The organism is Chryseobacterium cucumeris (genome assembly GCF_016775705.1).
GTDB classification, from domain to species: Bacteria; Bacteroidota; Bacteroidia; order Flavobacteriales; family Weeksellaceae; genus Chryseobacterium; species Chryseobacterium cupriresistens.
Genome location: NZ_CP068760.1, coordinates 3,516,323 through 3,533,126, shown reverse-complemented (window position 1 = coordinate 3,533,126; position 16,804 = coordinate 3,516,323). Strand labels below are relative to the sequence as shown.

The 16,804-nt window shown below is 35.2% G+C and carries 14 protein-coding genes; 1 reads left to right on the top strand and 13 read right to left on the bottom strand.

The window, feature by feature from the left end; all coding sequences use genetic code 11:
- Positions 1–84: 84 nt before the first annotated feature.
- The 3 genes from JNG87_RS15775 to dnaN form a co-directional block, all read right to left on the bottom strand.
- On the bottom strand, positions 85–702 hold the full coding sequence (locus JNG87_RS15775) for a DUF417 family protein (RefSeq protein WP_202839448.1): 618 nt from the start codon (positions 700–702) through the stop codon (positions 85–87).
- Positions 703–765: 63 nt separating this feature from the next.
- Positions 766–1,596, bottom strand: coding sequence for an AraC family transcriptional regulator (locus JNG87_RS15770; RefSeq protein WP_202839446.1), 831 nt, complete (start codon positions 1,594–1,596; stop codon positions 766–768).
- Between the two features lie 350 nt (positions 1,597–1,946).
- Complete coding sequence (gene dnaN / locus JNG87_RS15765) at positions 1,947–3,077, bottom strand: DNA polymerase III subunit beta (RefSeq protein ID WP_034699704.1); 1,131 nt, start codon at positions 3,075–3,077, stop codon at positions 1,947–1,949.
- 183 nt (positions 3,078–3,260) lie between these two features.
- On the opposite strand from dnaN, the gene JNG87_RS15760 reads away from it, so the two are divergent.
- Entirely contained in the window at positions 3,261–3,617 is a 357-nt protein-coding gene (locus JNG87_RS15760; protein ID WP_202839444.1) for a diacylglycerol kinase family protein, read from the top strand.
- Between the two features lie 133 nt (positions 3,618–3,750).
- Here the strand turns inward: JNG87_RS15760 and JNG87_RS15755 are convergent, their stop codons facing one another.
- The 10 genes from JNG87_RS15755 to JNG87_RS15710 form a co-directional block, all read right to left on the bottom strand.
- Positions 3,751–4,209: a GyrI-like domain-containing protein gene (locus tag JNG87_RS15755; protein WP_120231628.1), complete on the bottom strand. Its 459-nt coding sequence runs from the start codon at positions 4,207–4,209 to the stop codon at positions 3,751–3,753.
- A 266-nt stretch (positions 4,210–4,475) separates the two neighbouring features.
- Positions 4,476–4,808: a gamma-glutamylcyclotransferase family protein gene (locus tag JNG87_RS15750; RefSeq protein ID WP_123277756.1), complete on the bottom strand. Its 333-nt coding sequence runs from the start codon at positions 4,806–4,808 to the stop codon at positions 4,476–4,478.
- Positions 4,808–5,437: an SGNH/GDSL hydrolase family protein gene (locus JNG87_RS15745; protein WP_202839443.1), complete on the bottom strand. Its 630-nt coding sequence runs from the start codon at positions 5,435–5,437 to the stop codon at positions 4,808–4,810. Before JNG87_RS15745 ends, JNG87_RS15750 begins: the two co-directional genes overlap by 1 nt.
- Before the next feature lie 434 nt (positions 5,438–5,871).
- Entirely contained in the window at positions 5,872–6,285 is a 414-nt protein-coding gene (locus JNG87_RS15740) for a ribonuclease inhibitor (protein WP_202839441.1), read from the bottom strand.
- Positions 6,266–9,961, bottom strand: a complete 3,696-nt coding sequence (locus JNG87_RS15735) for a phosphoribosylformylglycinamidine synthase (RefSeq protein ID WP_202839439.1) — start codon at positions 9,959–9,961, stop codon at positions 6,266–6,268. Before JNG87_RS15735 ends, JNG87_RS15740 begins: the two co-directional genes overlap by 20 nt.
- 26 nt (positions 9,962–9,987) lie before the next feature.
- Positions 9,988–10,989, bottom strand: coding sequence for a YhcG family protein (locus JNG87_RS15730; RefSeq protein WP_317193478.1), 1,002 nt, complete (start codon positions 10,987–10,989; stop codon positions 9,988–9,990).
- Positions 10,990–11,219: 230 nt separating this feature from the next.
- A complete protein-coding gene (locus JNG87_RS15725) occupies positions 11,220–12,191 on the bottom strand; it encodes a WG repeat-containing protein (RefSeq protein ID WP_238349602.1) in 972 nt (323 codons plus the stop codon).
- Between the two features lie 51 nt (positions 12,192–12,242).
- On the bottom strand, positions 12,243–13,670 hold the full coding sequence (gene purB, locus JNG87_RS15720; RefSeq protein WP_202839428.1) for an adenylosuccinate lyase: 1,428 nt from the start codon (positions 13,668–13,670) through the stop codon (positions 12,243–12,245).
- A gap of 2,244 nt (positions 13,671–15,914) precedes the next feature.
- Positions 15,915–16,058 (bottom strand): bacteriocin-like protein, encoded by a 144-nt coding sequence (locus JNG87_RS15715; protein ID WP_156121528.1) that lies wholly within the window; start codon positions 16,056–16,058, stop codon positions 15,915–15,917.
- A 253-nt stretch (positions 16,059–16,311) separates the two neighbouring features.
- Positions 16,312–16,803: a hypothetical protein gene (locus JNG87_RS15710; RefSeq protein WP_202839426.1), complete on the bottom strand. Its 492-nt coding sequence runs from the start codon at positions 16,801–16,803 to the stop codon at positions 16,312–16,314.
- Between the last annotated feature and the right edge of the window lies 1 nt (position 16,804).

Genomic DNA, 16,804 nt, shown 5'->3' with positions numbered 1-16,804 from the left:
GTGTTTTTTTGAGAAATAGAGAAATTTAGAAGCGATTTTAAGATAATAAATTTTCGTTAATCTTTGTGCTGCTGATTCATGAAACTATTGGTCCAATTGTCTCACCAGCTTCTTCAGGCTATCAGAAAATAATACCAACCCTCCGGCCATCATGATAATATCCTTCAATACGAGACGTCCTGCTCCTGACAGATAGGGAAAACCATACTGGGGAGTTGCATAATCTCCCCCCAGATTCGGTACATATACTTCAGGAGTGGTGACCAGAAATGACAGGGTAACCAATGACATTAAAAATGTTAAAGCACCTCCAATTGTTCCAATTTTAGGAAACCAAATCCCCAGTAATACCATAACTCCTATTACAACGATCATTGTCCCTAAACCGTAGGAAAAGGCATATGTTCCGTTTTCCTGATGCCAGTTAATATTTTTCTGAACCACTTTTCCTTCAGGATTTTTATACAAAGTGTATTCTGCAACCCGTTTTTTATCTTCCTGAATAACTTTATGGTCTGCATTTTTGTAGAAAAAACTCATCAAAGGGCTGTTGGCAACGAAAGGAACAATTCCATCAGCTTCATAATGAAAGGCTTTCAAGCCTCCAATCCAAGCCATAACGATGAAAATTGAGATTCTAAGAAAATTGAAAAAGTACGTATCCCATTGTAATAATTGGTGATAAAGTCTGCTGTTTTTCATGTGATTTATTTTTCACCAAAGGTATTCACATGCACAGAGCGCCAACATAGACATTTCGGGACATTACATGGACATTTTCGCCACCACGGAGATCCCCACTTTTTCTCTGTAATTTTTAGGAGAGCAGCCTACTGACTTTTTGAAATACCTGCTGAAATAAAATTCATCTTCAAATCCCAGTTCAGAAGCAATCTCCTTTACAGATCTGTAAGTTAAATGCAACAATTTTTTGGCTTCCAGAATAATTCTCTCATTGATAAGCTGATTGGGTGTTTTGGAGAATTCTTTCTTTACTGCCTTGCTTAATGTACTATTGGTAATGTTCAGTTTATCGCTGTAAAATGACAGTTCTTTTTCTGTTTTAAAATACGTTTCCAGAAGTTTCTGAAATTCTGCAGCATTTTTATTAGAAAGCTTTTCATTAGAAATTATGCTGTTTTCAATACTGCTTTTCTGTTTGCTTCCAATGGCAAGAATGAGCTGGATATAGGTTTTGATAATGGATTCCGAAAACGGATGCTTTTCACGTTCTTCTTTTTTAATATGATTAAAAAGCTCAAGAATATAATGATAACTCTCTTCCGAAAGCTCAACACTCGGATTCAGATAAATATTATTGAAAAGAAGTCCGTTACAAGCCACTTCTTTTTTATGATATTCTATACAGTAATAATCTCCGTGAAAGAAAAGCACGTGGATATTTTCATCAGATTCCGAAACCAGTTTCACCTTTTGATAAGGAGAAAGAAAGAGAATATTGTATCCGCTGTAAGAATAATTAATACCATCTACTGAGAAAACACCGGAACCTTTCCATAGAAACACGCTGTAATTTTCAGTTGTGAACTCTGCGGAAAAATCTGAGGTTTGGGAAGACTGTATTTTTATTTCCATGATGAGTTGATTTAAACACTAATGACGCTAATGATTCACAAATAACACTATTGATTTAATATTCTTTTGAATACGCCTTTCTCTTATTATACTTTTGCCTTGAAGCAAAAGTATACAAAAGTTCAAGACGGGAATCATCCGCTAAAAATTTGAATGTACTCCTAAAATTTCCAAACTCGCATGGATCATCTGGTTCTTCTTCGGTTCAATAGTATATCCCATGCTCAGACAATGGAATTTTTTTGGCGGATTACATTTAAATTTTCTTAACGCTCCTGATTCCTAAGTCGATTAGACCCTACAAAAAAAGCCGGAAAATTCCGGCTTTTTATTTGTATACTAAATCAATATTACAATCCGATTACCGGCATTGATAACATTAAGATATTTTCATTTTCTTCAAGACCATCAAGAGGTTCAATGATTCCTGGTCTGTTAGGCTGGGACATTTTCATGGTAATATCATCAGATCCTAAAATCGTAAGCATTTCTGTTAAGAATTTTGAACTGAATCCGATATTGATATCTTCTCCGTTGTAGTCGCAAGGAATCTGCATGTCAGCTTTATTTGCATATTCAGTATCTTCTGCATGAAGGTGAAGAATATTTCCGGAAAGCTTGAATCTCACCTGATTGGTAGATTTGTTGGACATGATAGACGCTCTTTTGATTGCTCCCAGCAACAGGTTTCTATTGATGGTCAATACATTTGGATTTTCTTTTGGAATTACCGCAGTATAGTTCGGATATTTTCCGTCAATCAGTCTACAGATCCAGATATGCTTACCAAAAGTAAATTTAGCCATATTCTCATTGAAGTCAATGGTAACGTCTTCATTGGAACTTGCCAGGATATTTTTGAAAATGTTAAGAGGCTTTTTAGGCATGATAAACTCCATCGGTTCGGCATTCATCAGGTCTGCTCTTTTGTACACCACCAATCTGTGGGAGTCTGTAGAAACGAAATTGGTTTCATTTTCTCCAAACTGGAAAAGCACTCCTGTCATTACCGGACGAAGAGAGTCGTTACTTGTAGCGAATAGTGTGTTTGTCAAAGCTTCAGACAAAACTCCTGCCGGCATTGTTACACTTTGGGAAGCGTCAAATTCCGGTAATTCAGGATAGTCATCAGCATTGTCTAATGCTACTGCGAAATTATCTTTTTCATCTAAAATCTCAAGCTGGCTTCCGGTACCTTCGGCATTGTCTTTTACAACAAATGTCAGAGGCTGTTCACCATATGTCTTGATAAAATCCTGAAAAATTTTAGCAGGAACAGCAAATTTACCTGTATCATCAGACTTTACTTCCAGGGAAGTAACAAGAGTTGTCTCGCCGTCAGATGCTGTAATGGTAACATTATTTCCGTCTAATTCAAAAAGATAGTTTTCTAAAATCGGTCTCGATTGAGAGCTTGATATTACGCCACTTACAGTTTGCAAAGCCTTCTGCAGTTCACCACTTGAAATAATAAATTTCATAGATTTATAAAATAAGTTTCTACAAATATAATAAATACATACAACAAAGAAAAGAATAATATGGAGGAGTTTTTAACAAAGATCCTTAATTTGTTTTGAGCCTTGACATTATGCATATATTTCTTCGGGGAACTCTATTTTATCAAAATACAAAGACTATCTTTGTCTCAAAAGTTTAAATTTATGCAAAAACCTCCCATCCATAAAAGTTTTCTCAATGCTTTCCGGGGTGTTTTTATGATGATTAAAACAGAAAGAAATTTCCAGATTGAACTTCTGGTATTCTTTGTCAATCTCTTCCTTATTTTTTATTTCAACCTGAGCAACACAGACACCGCTTTGGTTCTTATTGCCTCATTCGCTGTTTTAAGTGCTGAAATTTTTAATACCGCTATTGAAAAGATCTGTGATATCATTCAACCTGATTTCGACAAAAGAATTGGCTTTATTAAGGACATTGCTGCCGGAGCTGTATTGCTGACAGCTATTGCAGCGGTGATTGTCGGAGTCTTGGTGTATGGGAAATATGTTTTTAGTTAAAATTGGGGAATTGTTGACAAATATTGTTTAACCACCCCGTCAAAAATTCTTTGAATTTTTGACACCCCTCCGAAGGAGGGGAATATCACGTCTTCAGTTCAAAGGTTGTGAAGGCAAGTTTTTTCACTTTTTGTTATTTTACAGCGATGAAAATATCTACTTCGGCATCTGAAGGATTTTGTGCTTTTTCTCCATACACTTCAAAATCGGCGGTAAATGTTCTGTTCAAACCCATTTCCCAGATTTTTAACCATTCGTTGATAACCAACCCTTTTGAAAGGTCTCCTTTTGGGACAAATTTCAGATAGTCTCCACCATCAAAAGAATAGCCAACCATTCCTTCCGGGATGTTATCAAGGTTTTCGACTTTACATCCAAGAACCGTTGTATAAGGTTTTGTATGGTCTTTTTCGTAATCTGTATAGATGGAATAAATGGTATTGTCTATTTTATTTGGAATTGAATTGACAATATTCTCGCTGATCATTTTCTCCCATAATACCGGAATATCTTTTCCTGCCTGTCCATTTTCATTGGTTGTTCTTACAGAGATCCCGATCACCTTAAAAGGTTCTATTTTTACGTTATTCATTTATTGATTTTTTGTTAGCACAAAGATAAAAACAGGTTGTGACAAGGGTATGTCAGCAGTTTTTTTAAGTTTGGGCTGAAGCCAGTGAATTTATTTTTATAGGATAAGTGGGCTAAAGCCCACTTCTATTGAATATTAAATTGGTCATATTAGCGAAATCTGCGAGAGAACACTCAAGCTTAGATTTCTTGCTTTGCCCGGAATGACAAAGAGACTGTTGGAATTTCATAGGAGATAGTGAGATTGCTTCGCGTTGCTTGCAATGACTATTTTCCGACATAGATAAACCCTTCTTTTCCAGATTTAAAAACGGTTTTGATTCTTTTGTAATCATCCACTTCGTATTCATCTGCCTGGAGGATTTCTTCATCTGTCACGTCAAAAAGTACTCCTTCTATCTCATCCTCATTGTTTCCTGAAAATTCAAGTACAGGATGGTATTTCTGACCGCTTTTCCGAAGTACTTCAGGATCTGTAATTTCAAGCATACTTAATTTATAGCCTGATAAGATATCTTTTTCACCTTGTAAAATTCTTCCAAAAGTTTCAAGCTGTACCTGCTCTTTCTGCAGGGTTCCATAAGAAAATAAATTAGGCATTACAGATACTTTTCAATGATTGGAATTGCGATTTCGGCCATCATTCCATAGCCTTTTTCATTAGGATGCACACCGTCTGCAGAAAGCAGAATTTCTTTATCATCCAGGAAAGCAGAATAAAAATCTATATATCCCAATGAGTCTTCTGCTACAATATTTTTCAAAATTTGATTGTAAACAACCACATCCTCGTTGATTCTTTTCTTCCCGGAGCTGACTACTACTCCATCTATTTTTTGAGAGAAAGGGAGAATGCTTACAAGATAAATGGTATTGGAAAACTGCCCGGCATGTGCGACAGCTTCTTTGATATTGGTTTTAAATTTGTCAGGATCTACAATCTGTACTCCATCTTTTACTGCAAGATCATTGGCTCCATAGCTTAGAAAAACGATATTTCCATCAGCAGAATTTCTTGCAGCCAGTTCATGAGGAATTCTTTTGAGCAATCCTTCTGTGGTTTCTCCTCCTATTCCGAGATTGAACAGGATCAGTTCATCTCCGTTTCCTTCATGAAATTTCTGCAGGGCATATCTTTTCAGAATATCTACCCAGCCGCCAAAAACGCCGTCATATTCTCCATAGGTAATGCTGTCACCGAAGAACAGCCCGTAAATAATTTTCTTCATTGAACTTTATTGTTTCCTGTTTTGTTGAAGTAAAAGTATTAAGAAAAAATCGTTTAAGGGAAATAATTCTCCTCAATTTTATGTGATTTTTAACGCAAAAGACGCTCATGGTTTAACTTTTATGTTTTCGTTCGCAAGGGCGTTTCACTTAGCTATAGACCAATTTGTACCCTGGTTGAATAAACTTAGTTGAACCATTAAGATTTTTGAAGGAATAAAGAATTATTAAGGCAACAGCTAAAGCTATTATGAAGCAGAATTCCCTATTCATCGGCGATGAATCTTAACTTTTCTTACAATCTTTATTATTCTTAATGGTTAAATTTTTGACGCAAAGGTTTTATTGTGAGTATGTTTATCCAAGGAAGCAAAGAATGAATCAACAAGTTGATTGGATGAAGCTGATATAACAAAATTACTTATTACTCATTACATCATTCTAATGTCAGCGTAATATTCGTATGTGATTCTATAATTTCCACCAGAATTTCAAAAAGCGTCTGGCCTTTCCCTTCAGTCAATTCATCTAATTTTCGCTGAATTAATTTTATATTGAAGGGTTTTCCCTGTCGGATTTTGTTTTCGTAGAATTCACGGGTAGCCTTAAAGCCTAAGTCTTCTTTTGACTTTTCTGCTTCTTTCCAGATGATTTCAATTTTTTCTTTGCCTTCAATCACTCCGAAACCTCCGTAGAGAATATCATCAAAGCCATCTAGTGTTCCTACTTTCCAGTCTGTATCCTTCATGAGAACGTTGGAAGCTTCTTCGTAGAAACCTCCTAAAGACGAAAAATGACCGCCATGGATGACGATCATTTTTCTTGTATTGTTATTTGAAGTATTCAACACCGTTTTTGAATATATTGTGATAATTCGCGGTTGGTATATTCTTCATGAGACCTTCTGCAAAACGTTCCGGGTGCCCCATTCTTCCGTAGATTTTTCCACATGGACTAGTGATTCCTTCGATTCCGAATAAAGAGTTATTAGGATTGAATGGCATTCCGTGAGCAATGTTTCCATCAAGATCAATATATTGAGTAGCAATCTGCCCGTTTTCATACAATTTCTTAATCTCTTCTTCTGAAGCCATGAAACGTCCTTCTCCGTGGGAAATCGGAATTGTGAAAGTTTGTCCTTTCATTCCTTTTAACCAAGGGCTTTCGTCATTCACTACTTGTACTGTAACCATCTGAGAGATGTGTCTTCTGATGGCATTATGAGCTAACGTTGGAGAGTTTTCATCCAGATCTTTGATTCTTCCGTAAGGTAACAATCCTGATTTCACCAATGCCTGGAATCCGTTACAGATCCCGATAATCATCCCGTCTCTGTCTAATAATTCGTGTACTGCATTTTTCATTTTTTCGTTTTTCAGAACGTTGACAATGAATTTTGCAGAACCATCCGGTTCATCACCCGCAGAGAAACCTCCTGAGAAGGCCAGAATCTGAGAAGTTCTGATCTCTTCTACCCAGGCATCAATGCTTTCATCCAATAACTGGTGATTGATATTGATTAAAGGCAAGCTGCTAACTACGGCACCTTCTTTCTGGAATGCATTCAGTGTGTCATACTCACAGTTAGTTCCCGGGAATACAGGAGCAAATACTTTCGGCTGTGCAATTCCATGTTTTTTAATGATGATATTTCTTGGATGGATTGAGTTTGATTTTTCATCAATTTCAACCGTGATCTTTTCTTTTTCTAGTGTTGGGAAGAGATTCTCAAATGTATTGGTATATGCGGCTTCGAGGTTCGTGATTCGGGTTTCGAGATTATTAATCTTTAAAATCCCTGAATCTTTTACTTCTCCGATCAACTGAAGAGCAGCTGAGCTTAATTCTTCTTTAGCTTCAATGATCAGGCTACCGATATTTTTAGCCAATAAAACAGCTTCATCAGCATTGATTTCAACACCTAATCTGTTTCCGAAGCTCATTTTTGCTAAAGCTACAGCCAAACCTCCTTCTTTCACTGTTTTTACAGAAACAATTTTTCCTGCTTTGATGTTTTCGAAAATGAATTCAAAAGCTTCTTTTAAAGCATTATAGTTTGGAAGTCCGCTTTCCTGAGCAATATGATTGAAGAAATACAGTTTGTTTCCTGCACTTTTCAATTCAGGAGAAATGATATTTTCTTTGTCTCCGTTAGCACATGCAAAAGAAATCAGGGTTGGCGGAACATTCAGATCCTGATACGTTCCGCTCATGGAATCTTTTCCTCCGATCGCTGCAAGACCTAAATTGATCTGTGCATCGTAAGCTCCTAAAAGTGAAGCCAAAGGTTTACCCCATTTTTCAGGATTTTGCCCTAATTTTTCGAAGTATTCCTGGAAGCTTAATCTGATGTTTTTATAATCACCTCCCATCGCCACAATCTTCGCCACACTCTCTACGACAGCATAAGATGCTCCTAACAGTGAATTTTGTTTTGAGATTTCAGCATCGAATCCCCAGCTTGCCAGAGAAACGGTTTTAATATCTTTTGCTCCTAAGATCGGTAGTGTCTGCACACTTCCTTCCATAAGGGTCTGCTGATATTTCCCTCCTAAAGGCATAGCTACTGTTGTTGCCCCGATTGAAGAGTCGAACATTTCAAGCAATCCTTTCTGAGAAGCTACATTTTTATCTTTTAAGATGTTCAGGAAGTTTTCTGCTGTGAAAGCTTTTGTTTCTTCTTTTACTTCTTCAAGGTGAGTGATTTTCACTTCCTGAGACTTTGAACATCCGTTGGTATCTAAGAAAGCTCTTGAAAGGTCTACAATTTTGTCTCCTTTCCAGAACATCTGCATTCTTCCTGAATCTGTCACTTTTGCTACTTCTACGGCAACAATGTTTTCAGCTTCACAGAATCTGATGAATTTTTCTTTATCCTGAGGATCCACAACTACCGCCATTCTTTCCTGAGATTCGGAAATAGCCAGTTCGGTACCGTTTAATCCTTCATATTTTAATGGTAATACATCAAGGTTTACTTCTAAAGAGTCTGCAATTTCACCGATTGCCACAGAAACTCCTCCAGCTCCGAAGTCGTTTGATTTTTTGATCAGCTTCGTTACCTCAGGATTTCTGAATAATCTCTGGATTTTACGCTCTTCTACAGCATTTCCTTTCTGAACTTCCGAACTCATGGTGTGGATAGAAGTTTCGTCCTGCTCTTTTGAACTTCCGCTTGCTCCTCCTACTCCGTCACGACCTGTTGCACCTCCTAAAATGATGATTGAATCACCGTTAGCAGGTTTCTCACGTCTTACCCAATCTACAGGAACGGCTCCGGTTACGAAACCAACTTCCATTCTTTTAGCTTTATAGCCTTCGTCATAGATTTCAGAAACCATTGTGGTAGCAAGACCAATCTGGTTACCGTAAGAAGAATATCCGTTGGCAGCCTGCTTTGTAATCGTTTTCTGAGGTAATTTTCCTGGTAATGTCTTATCTACAGATTCCAAAACATCTGCAGCTCCCGTTAATCTCATCGCCTGGAAAACGAAAGATCTTCCGGATAATGGATCTCTGATTGCCCCTCCCAAACAAGTAGATGCTCCACCGAAAGGTTCAATTTCCGTAGGGTGATTGTGCGTTTCGTTTTTGAATAATAAATACCAAGGTTCTTTTTTACCGTCATATTCTGCTTCGATCTGAATAGTACATGCATTGATCTCATCAGAAATAACAAGGTTATCAAGATTCCCTGTTTTATGGAAATATTTACCGCATACTGTTGCAAGGTCCATTAAGGAAATTGGCTTCAGCTCACGGCCTAAGAATTTTCTTTTCTCGATATAATCATTGAAAATAGTTTCCAATGTGCGTTTGAACTGACCTTCAAACTGAATATCTGACAATTCTGTTTCGAATGTCGTGTGACGACAGTGGTCGCTCCAATAGGTGTCTAATACTTTTAATTCTGTTTCCGTAGGATTTCTCTCTTCAGTTTTGAAATATTCCTGAATAAATTTCAAGTCATCCAATCCTAATGCAAAACCATGGTTGTTATAGAAACTTTCAAGTTCTGCATCATTGAAATTGATGAAGTTTTCGTGGATGATTACTTTTGATGGGATTTCCTCTGCAGGAATATCCAGAATAGATAAGTCCTTTTCCTGAGATTCTACCTTGTTGATCAGAAGGTCTTTGATTTTAACCAAATCCGCTTCAGAAACTCCTTCAAATTCGATTAATTTTCCACTTCTTACTTTTGATTTTTCATTTTCAGTCAGCAAAGCGATACACTGCTGCGCAGAGTCTGCTCTCTGATCATACTGTCCCGGCAAAAATTCCATTCCGAAATGAATAGCCTTTGCAGGGTTTTCTGTATGTAAAATATCAGTAACAGGGTCTACGAAAGTGTTGTTTACCACTTTTTCAAATTCTCCGTCGTTCAGATTGAAAATATCATATACATTGTATACTTTCACACTTTGAACTGCCGGGACAACCGCTTTTACTTCATCAAAAATTTTTGGACTTTCAACATCGAAAATTCCTCTTTTTTCTACGAAAATTCTTTTGTTATTAGACATTAGATGTCAGATTTTTAATATTAGATTTATTTTTTATTTTCAAATTTATTTCTTGCTATCTCTATTGAACGATGCAATTTTTCAAGCAAAACTTTTTCTGAAGGTAAGATAAGTAAATATTCTGCTACTTTTATATTATCCCCTTCCAGATTCATGAGTTCTATATGTTCGGAATTTTTCCCGGAACAAAGGATTAAACCAATGGGAGGGTTTTCACCTTCTACTTTTTCATATTTATTAAGGTATGAGAGATAAAGCTCCATCTGCCCTTTATGGCTGGCTTCAAATTCACCTAATTTTAGTTCGATAACGACTAAAGATTTTAGTTTCCTATGATAGAAAAGCAAATCCAGGTAGTAGTCTCTATTATCTATTGTGATTCTTTTTTGTCTTGAAAGAAATGCAAAATCACTTCCCAACTCAGAAATGAATTTTTGAAGTTCCACGATAATGGCTTCTTCTAAATCTTTTTCAGAAAATGTATCTTTCAATTCCAAAAAATCAAGAAAATAGGGATCTTTAAAAACCAAATCAGGGTTTGAAATATTATTTTCAGACCATTTTTTCAGTTCTTTATCTATTATTTCCTCAGGCTTTTTGCTTATTGCTGTTCGTTCAAAAAGCAGAGAATTGATTTTCTCTCTTAAGACTCTGACACTCCAATTTTCAATTTTACAAACTTCAAGATAAAAGTTTCTTTTAGTATCTTGTGAAATAGGAATGAGAAGCAGAAAGTGAGTCCATGATAATTGTCGCATCGCTGATGCGACAATATTAAAATCACTAAAAACAGACGCAAACTGCATCATTTTTCGGATATTTTTCTCAGAAAATGAATTTCCAAATTCTAACGTAAGTTGTTGAGAGATTTGTACAATAACTTCTTTACCATACTCTGCCCTCTTATTATCTAAAACATCTTCATTTATTCTTTTTCCTATTTCCCAGTACAAAACCACCATTGCCGAGTTTACCTGAGCAGCGACCTGACTTCTTGTCTTGTCTACCAGCTCCTTAAGATCGGTCATTAATTGTTGATGATTTTGATTCTGTAACATTATTAAAAATTAGATGTCAGATTTTTAATATTAGATTTATTTTTCTTTTTTACTTTTTCTGAGTTAAAGTTTTTTTCTTTAAACCCATCTATATTGGAAATTTTTGAAAGAGATTTTCTTCCCAATCATTATTCTGTACAAATTTAAAGGAATAAGTCATATGTTCTTCAAATTTGAACTGCCGAATTTCCAATTTTATATTATTTATTGATAAATTTATTCGGATTATCCTTATGTTCTTTCTGAAAGTCTTCTGCATTTTTTATTTCTTCTTTCAGCCAGTTTTCAAAAGGAACTTTCTTTTCATTAAAATCCTCAATGGCATAAAATGTTTTTCCATCTTCTGAAACCAGGAATTTGAAACGGTACAGCATATCCAAATCTTTCTTCTTGTGATTATAGGTATTCACCTGATAATACGGAAAGTTTTCTTTTGGTCTTTCTACGATTTCAAAAAAAAGATTCTTTTCTTTTTCAGACAGTTTACTGTAAAAATTTACATAATAAAGATCTGATAATTTTTTCTTCTGCTTTTCAAAGAACTGAAGGATATTCTTCTCCTTTTCATTATACTGAAACTGATTAGGATAATATTTACCATCTATTTCAACATCCTTTTCTGATGGTTTTGCCAATGGCTGAACCGTTTCTCCTTTGACATTCATCACGCCCCATTTTCCTCCTACAATGGATCTGTGCTCGTCATTTGTTTTTTCCCAGTCACAGCCGTCACAAAATGCAGCATATCCATAATTAAAAGGAAATGCAAAATCGTGCTTAGCTACAATAACAGTATTCCCGTTTCGGTCTGCAAATCCTACTTTACCATTTTTAACCAATCTTCTCAGTCCTTCAGAGAAATAATCTGCCCCATTGTCAAAAAGGAAAGGCTGATACAGGAATTTCCCATTTCTGTCATACACATAGCCCCATGCATTTTTCTCCGGTTTTTCACCTTCTTTACTGCCATCAAAAAGAATGGTTTCCCCTTCTACAGGATCTCCATCTTTTAGAAATGAAAAGATTTTGAACTGTGCAGGAACAATTATTTTTCCTGCTTTATCTTTTACTCCTACTAAAGAATCTTTGGATTTGAAATAATGTAAATCTTCTTTAGTCTGAGAAAAAGAAATGACTGGTGTTAATATAATGGTTAGTAGTAGTTTTTTCATATTAGTTGGAGTGGGAAATAAAATATGCAGCCGAAAAGACTGCATATTGTTTTATACTTTAAGATCAGCTTCCAATCCTATTAAGTCTTTGTTTTGGTCTATAATCGGCTGTACCTCGTTCTTGACGAATTCTTCCGTCTGGATCGGCGCGAAACCAATAAAGTTTTTAGGATCTAAAACTTCTTTCAGTTTTGATTTGTCTAGTTTTAAAGAATCATCATTTAAGATTCTTTCGATAAGGTCGTTTTCTTTTCCTTCTTCTTTCACTTTCTTTGAAGCTTCCATAGAGTGAACTCTGATCACCTCGTGGATTTCCTGACGGTCACCACCTGCTTTTACTTCTTCCATGATGATATATTCTGTCGCCATGAAAGGAAGCTCTTCCATAATGTGCTTGTTGATTCTGTTTGGATATACTACAATTCCGTTCAGAATGTTGTTCCAGATCAAAAGAATAGCATCCACGGCTAAAAACGCCTGAGGAATGGTTAATCTCTTGTTGGCAGAGTCGTCCAATGTTCTTTCAAACCATTGTGTAGAGGCCACCATTGCAGAACTTGTCGTCAGAGACATTACATATTTTGCCAATGCTCCGATTCTTTCGCTTCTCATTGGATTACGCTTGTAAGCCATCGCCGATGAACCGATCTGGTTTTTCTCGAATGGTTCTTCAATTTCCTTAAGGTTTTGAAGTAGACGTAAATCGTTTGTGAATTTATGCGCAGATTGTGCAATATTTCCTAATAAAGCAACTACTTTCGCATCAATTTTTCTATCGTAAGTCTGTCCGGAAACTCCGAAAACTTTATCGAAGCCGAATCTTTTTGAAAGTTCTTTATCTAGGTGTTTTACTTTGGAATAATCACCGTTGAAAAGCTCAAGGAAACTGGCAGCTGTTCCTGTTGTTCCTTTTACTCCTCTGAAACGAAGGGTTTCAAGGAAGAAATCCAGTTCTTCGATGTCAAGAACCAAACTCTGTAACCAAAGTGTAGCTCTTTTCCCAACTGTTGTCAGCTGAGCCGGTTGGAAGTGTGTAAACCCTAAAGTGGGAAGGTCTTTATACTGAATAGCAAAGTCTGCTAAGTTCTTCATGACGTTAACCAACTTTTTCTTTAAGATTAAAAGTCCGTCACGGATCTGAATTAAGTCTGTATTGTCTCCTACAAAAGCTGAAGTAGCTCCCAGGTGGATAATTCCTTTTGCTGAAGGCGCCACATCCCCATAAGCGTGAACGTGAGCCATTACATCATGACGGAATTTTTTTTCATACTCTGCTGCTTTCTCATAATCGATGTTTTCAGCATTAGCTTTTAACTCAGCGATCTGCTCGTCTGTAATTTCAAGTCCAAGGTCTTTTTCGATTTCAGCAAGAGCTATCCAAAGCTTTCTCCAATTCTGGAATTTGTTATTGTGTGAGAAGTTAAATAACATTTCTTCACTGGAGTAGCGCTCTTCCAATGGATTTTTGTAGGAATTCATTCGTTCTTTTACTTTTTAGATGTACAAAAATACGGTTTTTCATTGAGAGTTGAAAATCCAGTTTGGATGATTTTCATTCATAATTTATACTTATACTTTTGCCTTGAAATCGAAGATTCGAAGTAGTCAAACAAAAGTATACAAAAGTTCAAGACGGGAATCATCCGCTAAAAATTTAAATGGAATCCTAAAATTTCCAAACTCGCATGGATCATCCGGTTCCGCTTCGGTTCTGAGCAAGTCCCATGCTTAGACAGTGGAAATTTTTTAACGGATTACATTGAAATTTATAACCATGTTCTAGGTGAGACTAGCTGCCGAACCTTTTCTTTTTAATATATCGCAGATAGAAATATAGGATTATAGAAATTAGAATTGCAATGACTATTTTCAGATATACACGAAGAGGAATGTTGTGACTGCTGGCTAATACCATTAATAAATAAAAGACACAGATTAAAAAAGAAGTAAAACAAATAATTTGTAAAATATTTAATATGATTTTCATTTATACTTTTGTCTTGAAACAAAAGTATACAAAAGTTCAAGACGGGAATCATCCGCTAAAAATTTAAATGGAATCCTAAAATTTCCAAACTCGCATGGATCGTTCGATTCTGCTTCGCTTCTGAGCAAGTCCCATGCTCAGACAGTGGAAATTTTTTAACGGATTACATTGAAATTTTCTTAACGCTCCTGATTCCTAAGTCGGGCATTAATGAGTAACATACTACTTTTTAAATGACTGTTGCCTAAAATACACAGATTAAAAATAAGTAAAACAAATAATTTGTAAAATATTTAATATGATTTTCATTTATACTTTTGTCTTGAAACAAAAGTATACAAAAGTTCAAGACTGGAATCATCCGCTAAAAATTTAAATGGAATCCTAAAATTTCCAAACTCGCATGGATCATCCGGTTCTGCTTCGGAGCTGAGTAAGTCCCATGCTCAGACAGTGGAAATTTTTTAACGGATTACATTGAAATTTTCTTAACGCTCCTGATTCCTAAGTCGTACATTAGTACATACTACTTTTTAAATGACTGGCGGTTAATACCATGAATAAATAAGTGACATATACAAAAAAGAAGTAAAACAATAACTTGGGAAATATTTAATATGATTTTCATTTATACTTTTGTCTTGAAACAAAAGTATGCAAAAGTTCAAGACGGGAATCATCCGCTAAAAATTTAAATGGAATCCTAAAATTTCCAAACTCGCATGGATCATTCGGTTCTGCTTCGGTTCTGAGTAAGTCCCATGCTCAGACAGTGGAAATTTTTTAACGGATTACATTCAAATTTTCTTAACGCTCCTGATTCCTAAGTCAGATATTAATAAGTAGCATGTTAATTTTTAATACTAGAAACTAATACTATCTCTTGTTCTATTTATAACCATGCTCTAGGTGAGACTAGCTGCCGAACCTTTTCTTTTTAATATATCGCAGATAGAAATATAGGATTATAGAAATTAGAATTGCAATGACTATTTTCAGATATACACGAAGAGGAATGTTGTGACTGCTGGCTAATACCATTAATAAATAAAAGACACAGATTAAAAAAGAAGTAAAACAAATAATTTGTAAAATATTTAATATGATTTTCATTTATACTTTTGCCTTGAAGCAAAAGTATGCAAAAGTTCAAGATGGGGAATCATCCGCTAAAAATTTAAATGGAATCCTAAAATTTCCAAACTCGCATGGATCATTCGGTTCTGCTTCGGTTCTGAGTAAGTCCCATGCTCAGACAGTGGAAATTTTTTAATGGATTACATTGAAATTTTCTTAACGCTCCTGATTCCTAAGTCGGACATTAATGAGTAATATACTACTTTTTAAATGACTGCTGGCTAATACCATCAAATACACAGATTAAAAAAGAACTAAAACAAATACCCTGTGAAATATTTATTATGATTTTCATTCATAATTTATACTTATACTTTTGCCTTGAAATCGAAGATTCGAAGTAGTCAAACAAAAGTATACAAAAGTTCAAGACGGGAATCGTCCGCTAAAAATTGGAATGTACTCCTAAAATTTCCAAACTCGCATGGATTATCCGGTTCTGCTTCGGTTCTGAGTAAGTCCCATGCTCAGACAGTGGAAATTTTTTAACGGATTACATTGAAATTTTCTTTACGCTACTGATTCCTAGGTCAATTGGTGAGAGCACATAAAAAGCTGTCCCATTTCTGAGACAGCCTGTTTTTACTATTTTTAATTAGTTAATCGATAATAAGTCCGCATGGTGACCCTACCGGAATACATTTTCTTTCCAGTGAGCACCAGAAATACCCTGCCAGACACATCGGGATACCACCCTGAACAGTTTTTAATTCTCTTTTTGAAAGTTTTCTTAGATTTTTCATAGTAACATTTTTTTGATTTTTTCTCCTACTCTATATGCTTTTCGGACTACGCTTTAATTTGGTAATACCAATATACATATTTTTGAGATAAAAAAAAACATAACCTGTTCATTTAATATAATTTACAAAGACAATTGTTTATTAACTTTTGATGATCATTATATATATCAATAGAGCTTCTTAAGACAAAATAAATCAAAACCTCCGCTGTTGCGGAGGTTTCGTTTTATTTGTGGAGGTTTGTTATAGATTTTTAAAATCCTGAAGTCCATAAAAGATCATTTAATTCTACCGTGTCAATAATAAAATCGTCTGGATATTCTTTAAATCCAGGTTGCTTTTTTAATTGCTCAATAACTTTTTCAACTTTTCTCAAATCTGAAAAAACACCTATTATTCTTTCATCATCCAAAAAAGGGTTAATAGTATACACATGGCTAATATTGTAAACAAGTTTTAAATTTTGTATTAAACAAGCTTCTTCACTTATTATATCTATCTCAGGTAAATAATCTCTCCCTATCTCACCTACTTCTGTATTAAATCCTGTCTCCCAATGTATTTTATCTAATTCTTTTTTTTTAATTATAAAACCATCTGGATAATCTTTAAATCCAGAAAACTTAGATACAACATCTATAGTTTTTTCTAATTCTTTTAAATTATCAAAAAAACCTAAAAGTTTACAATCTGTATGTGATTCATCTGTATAGACATGTTCTAAACTATATAAGAAATATTTCATC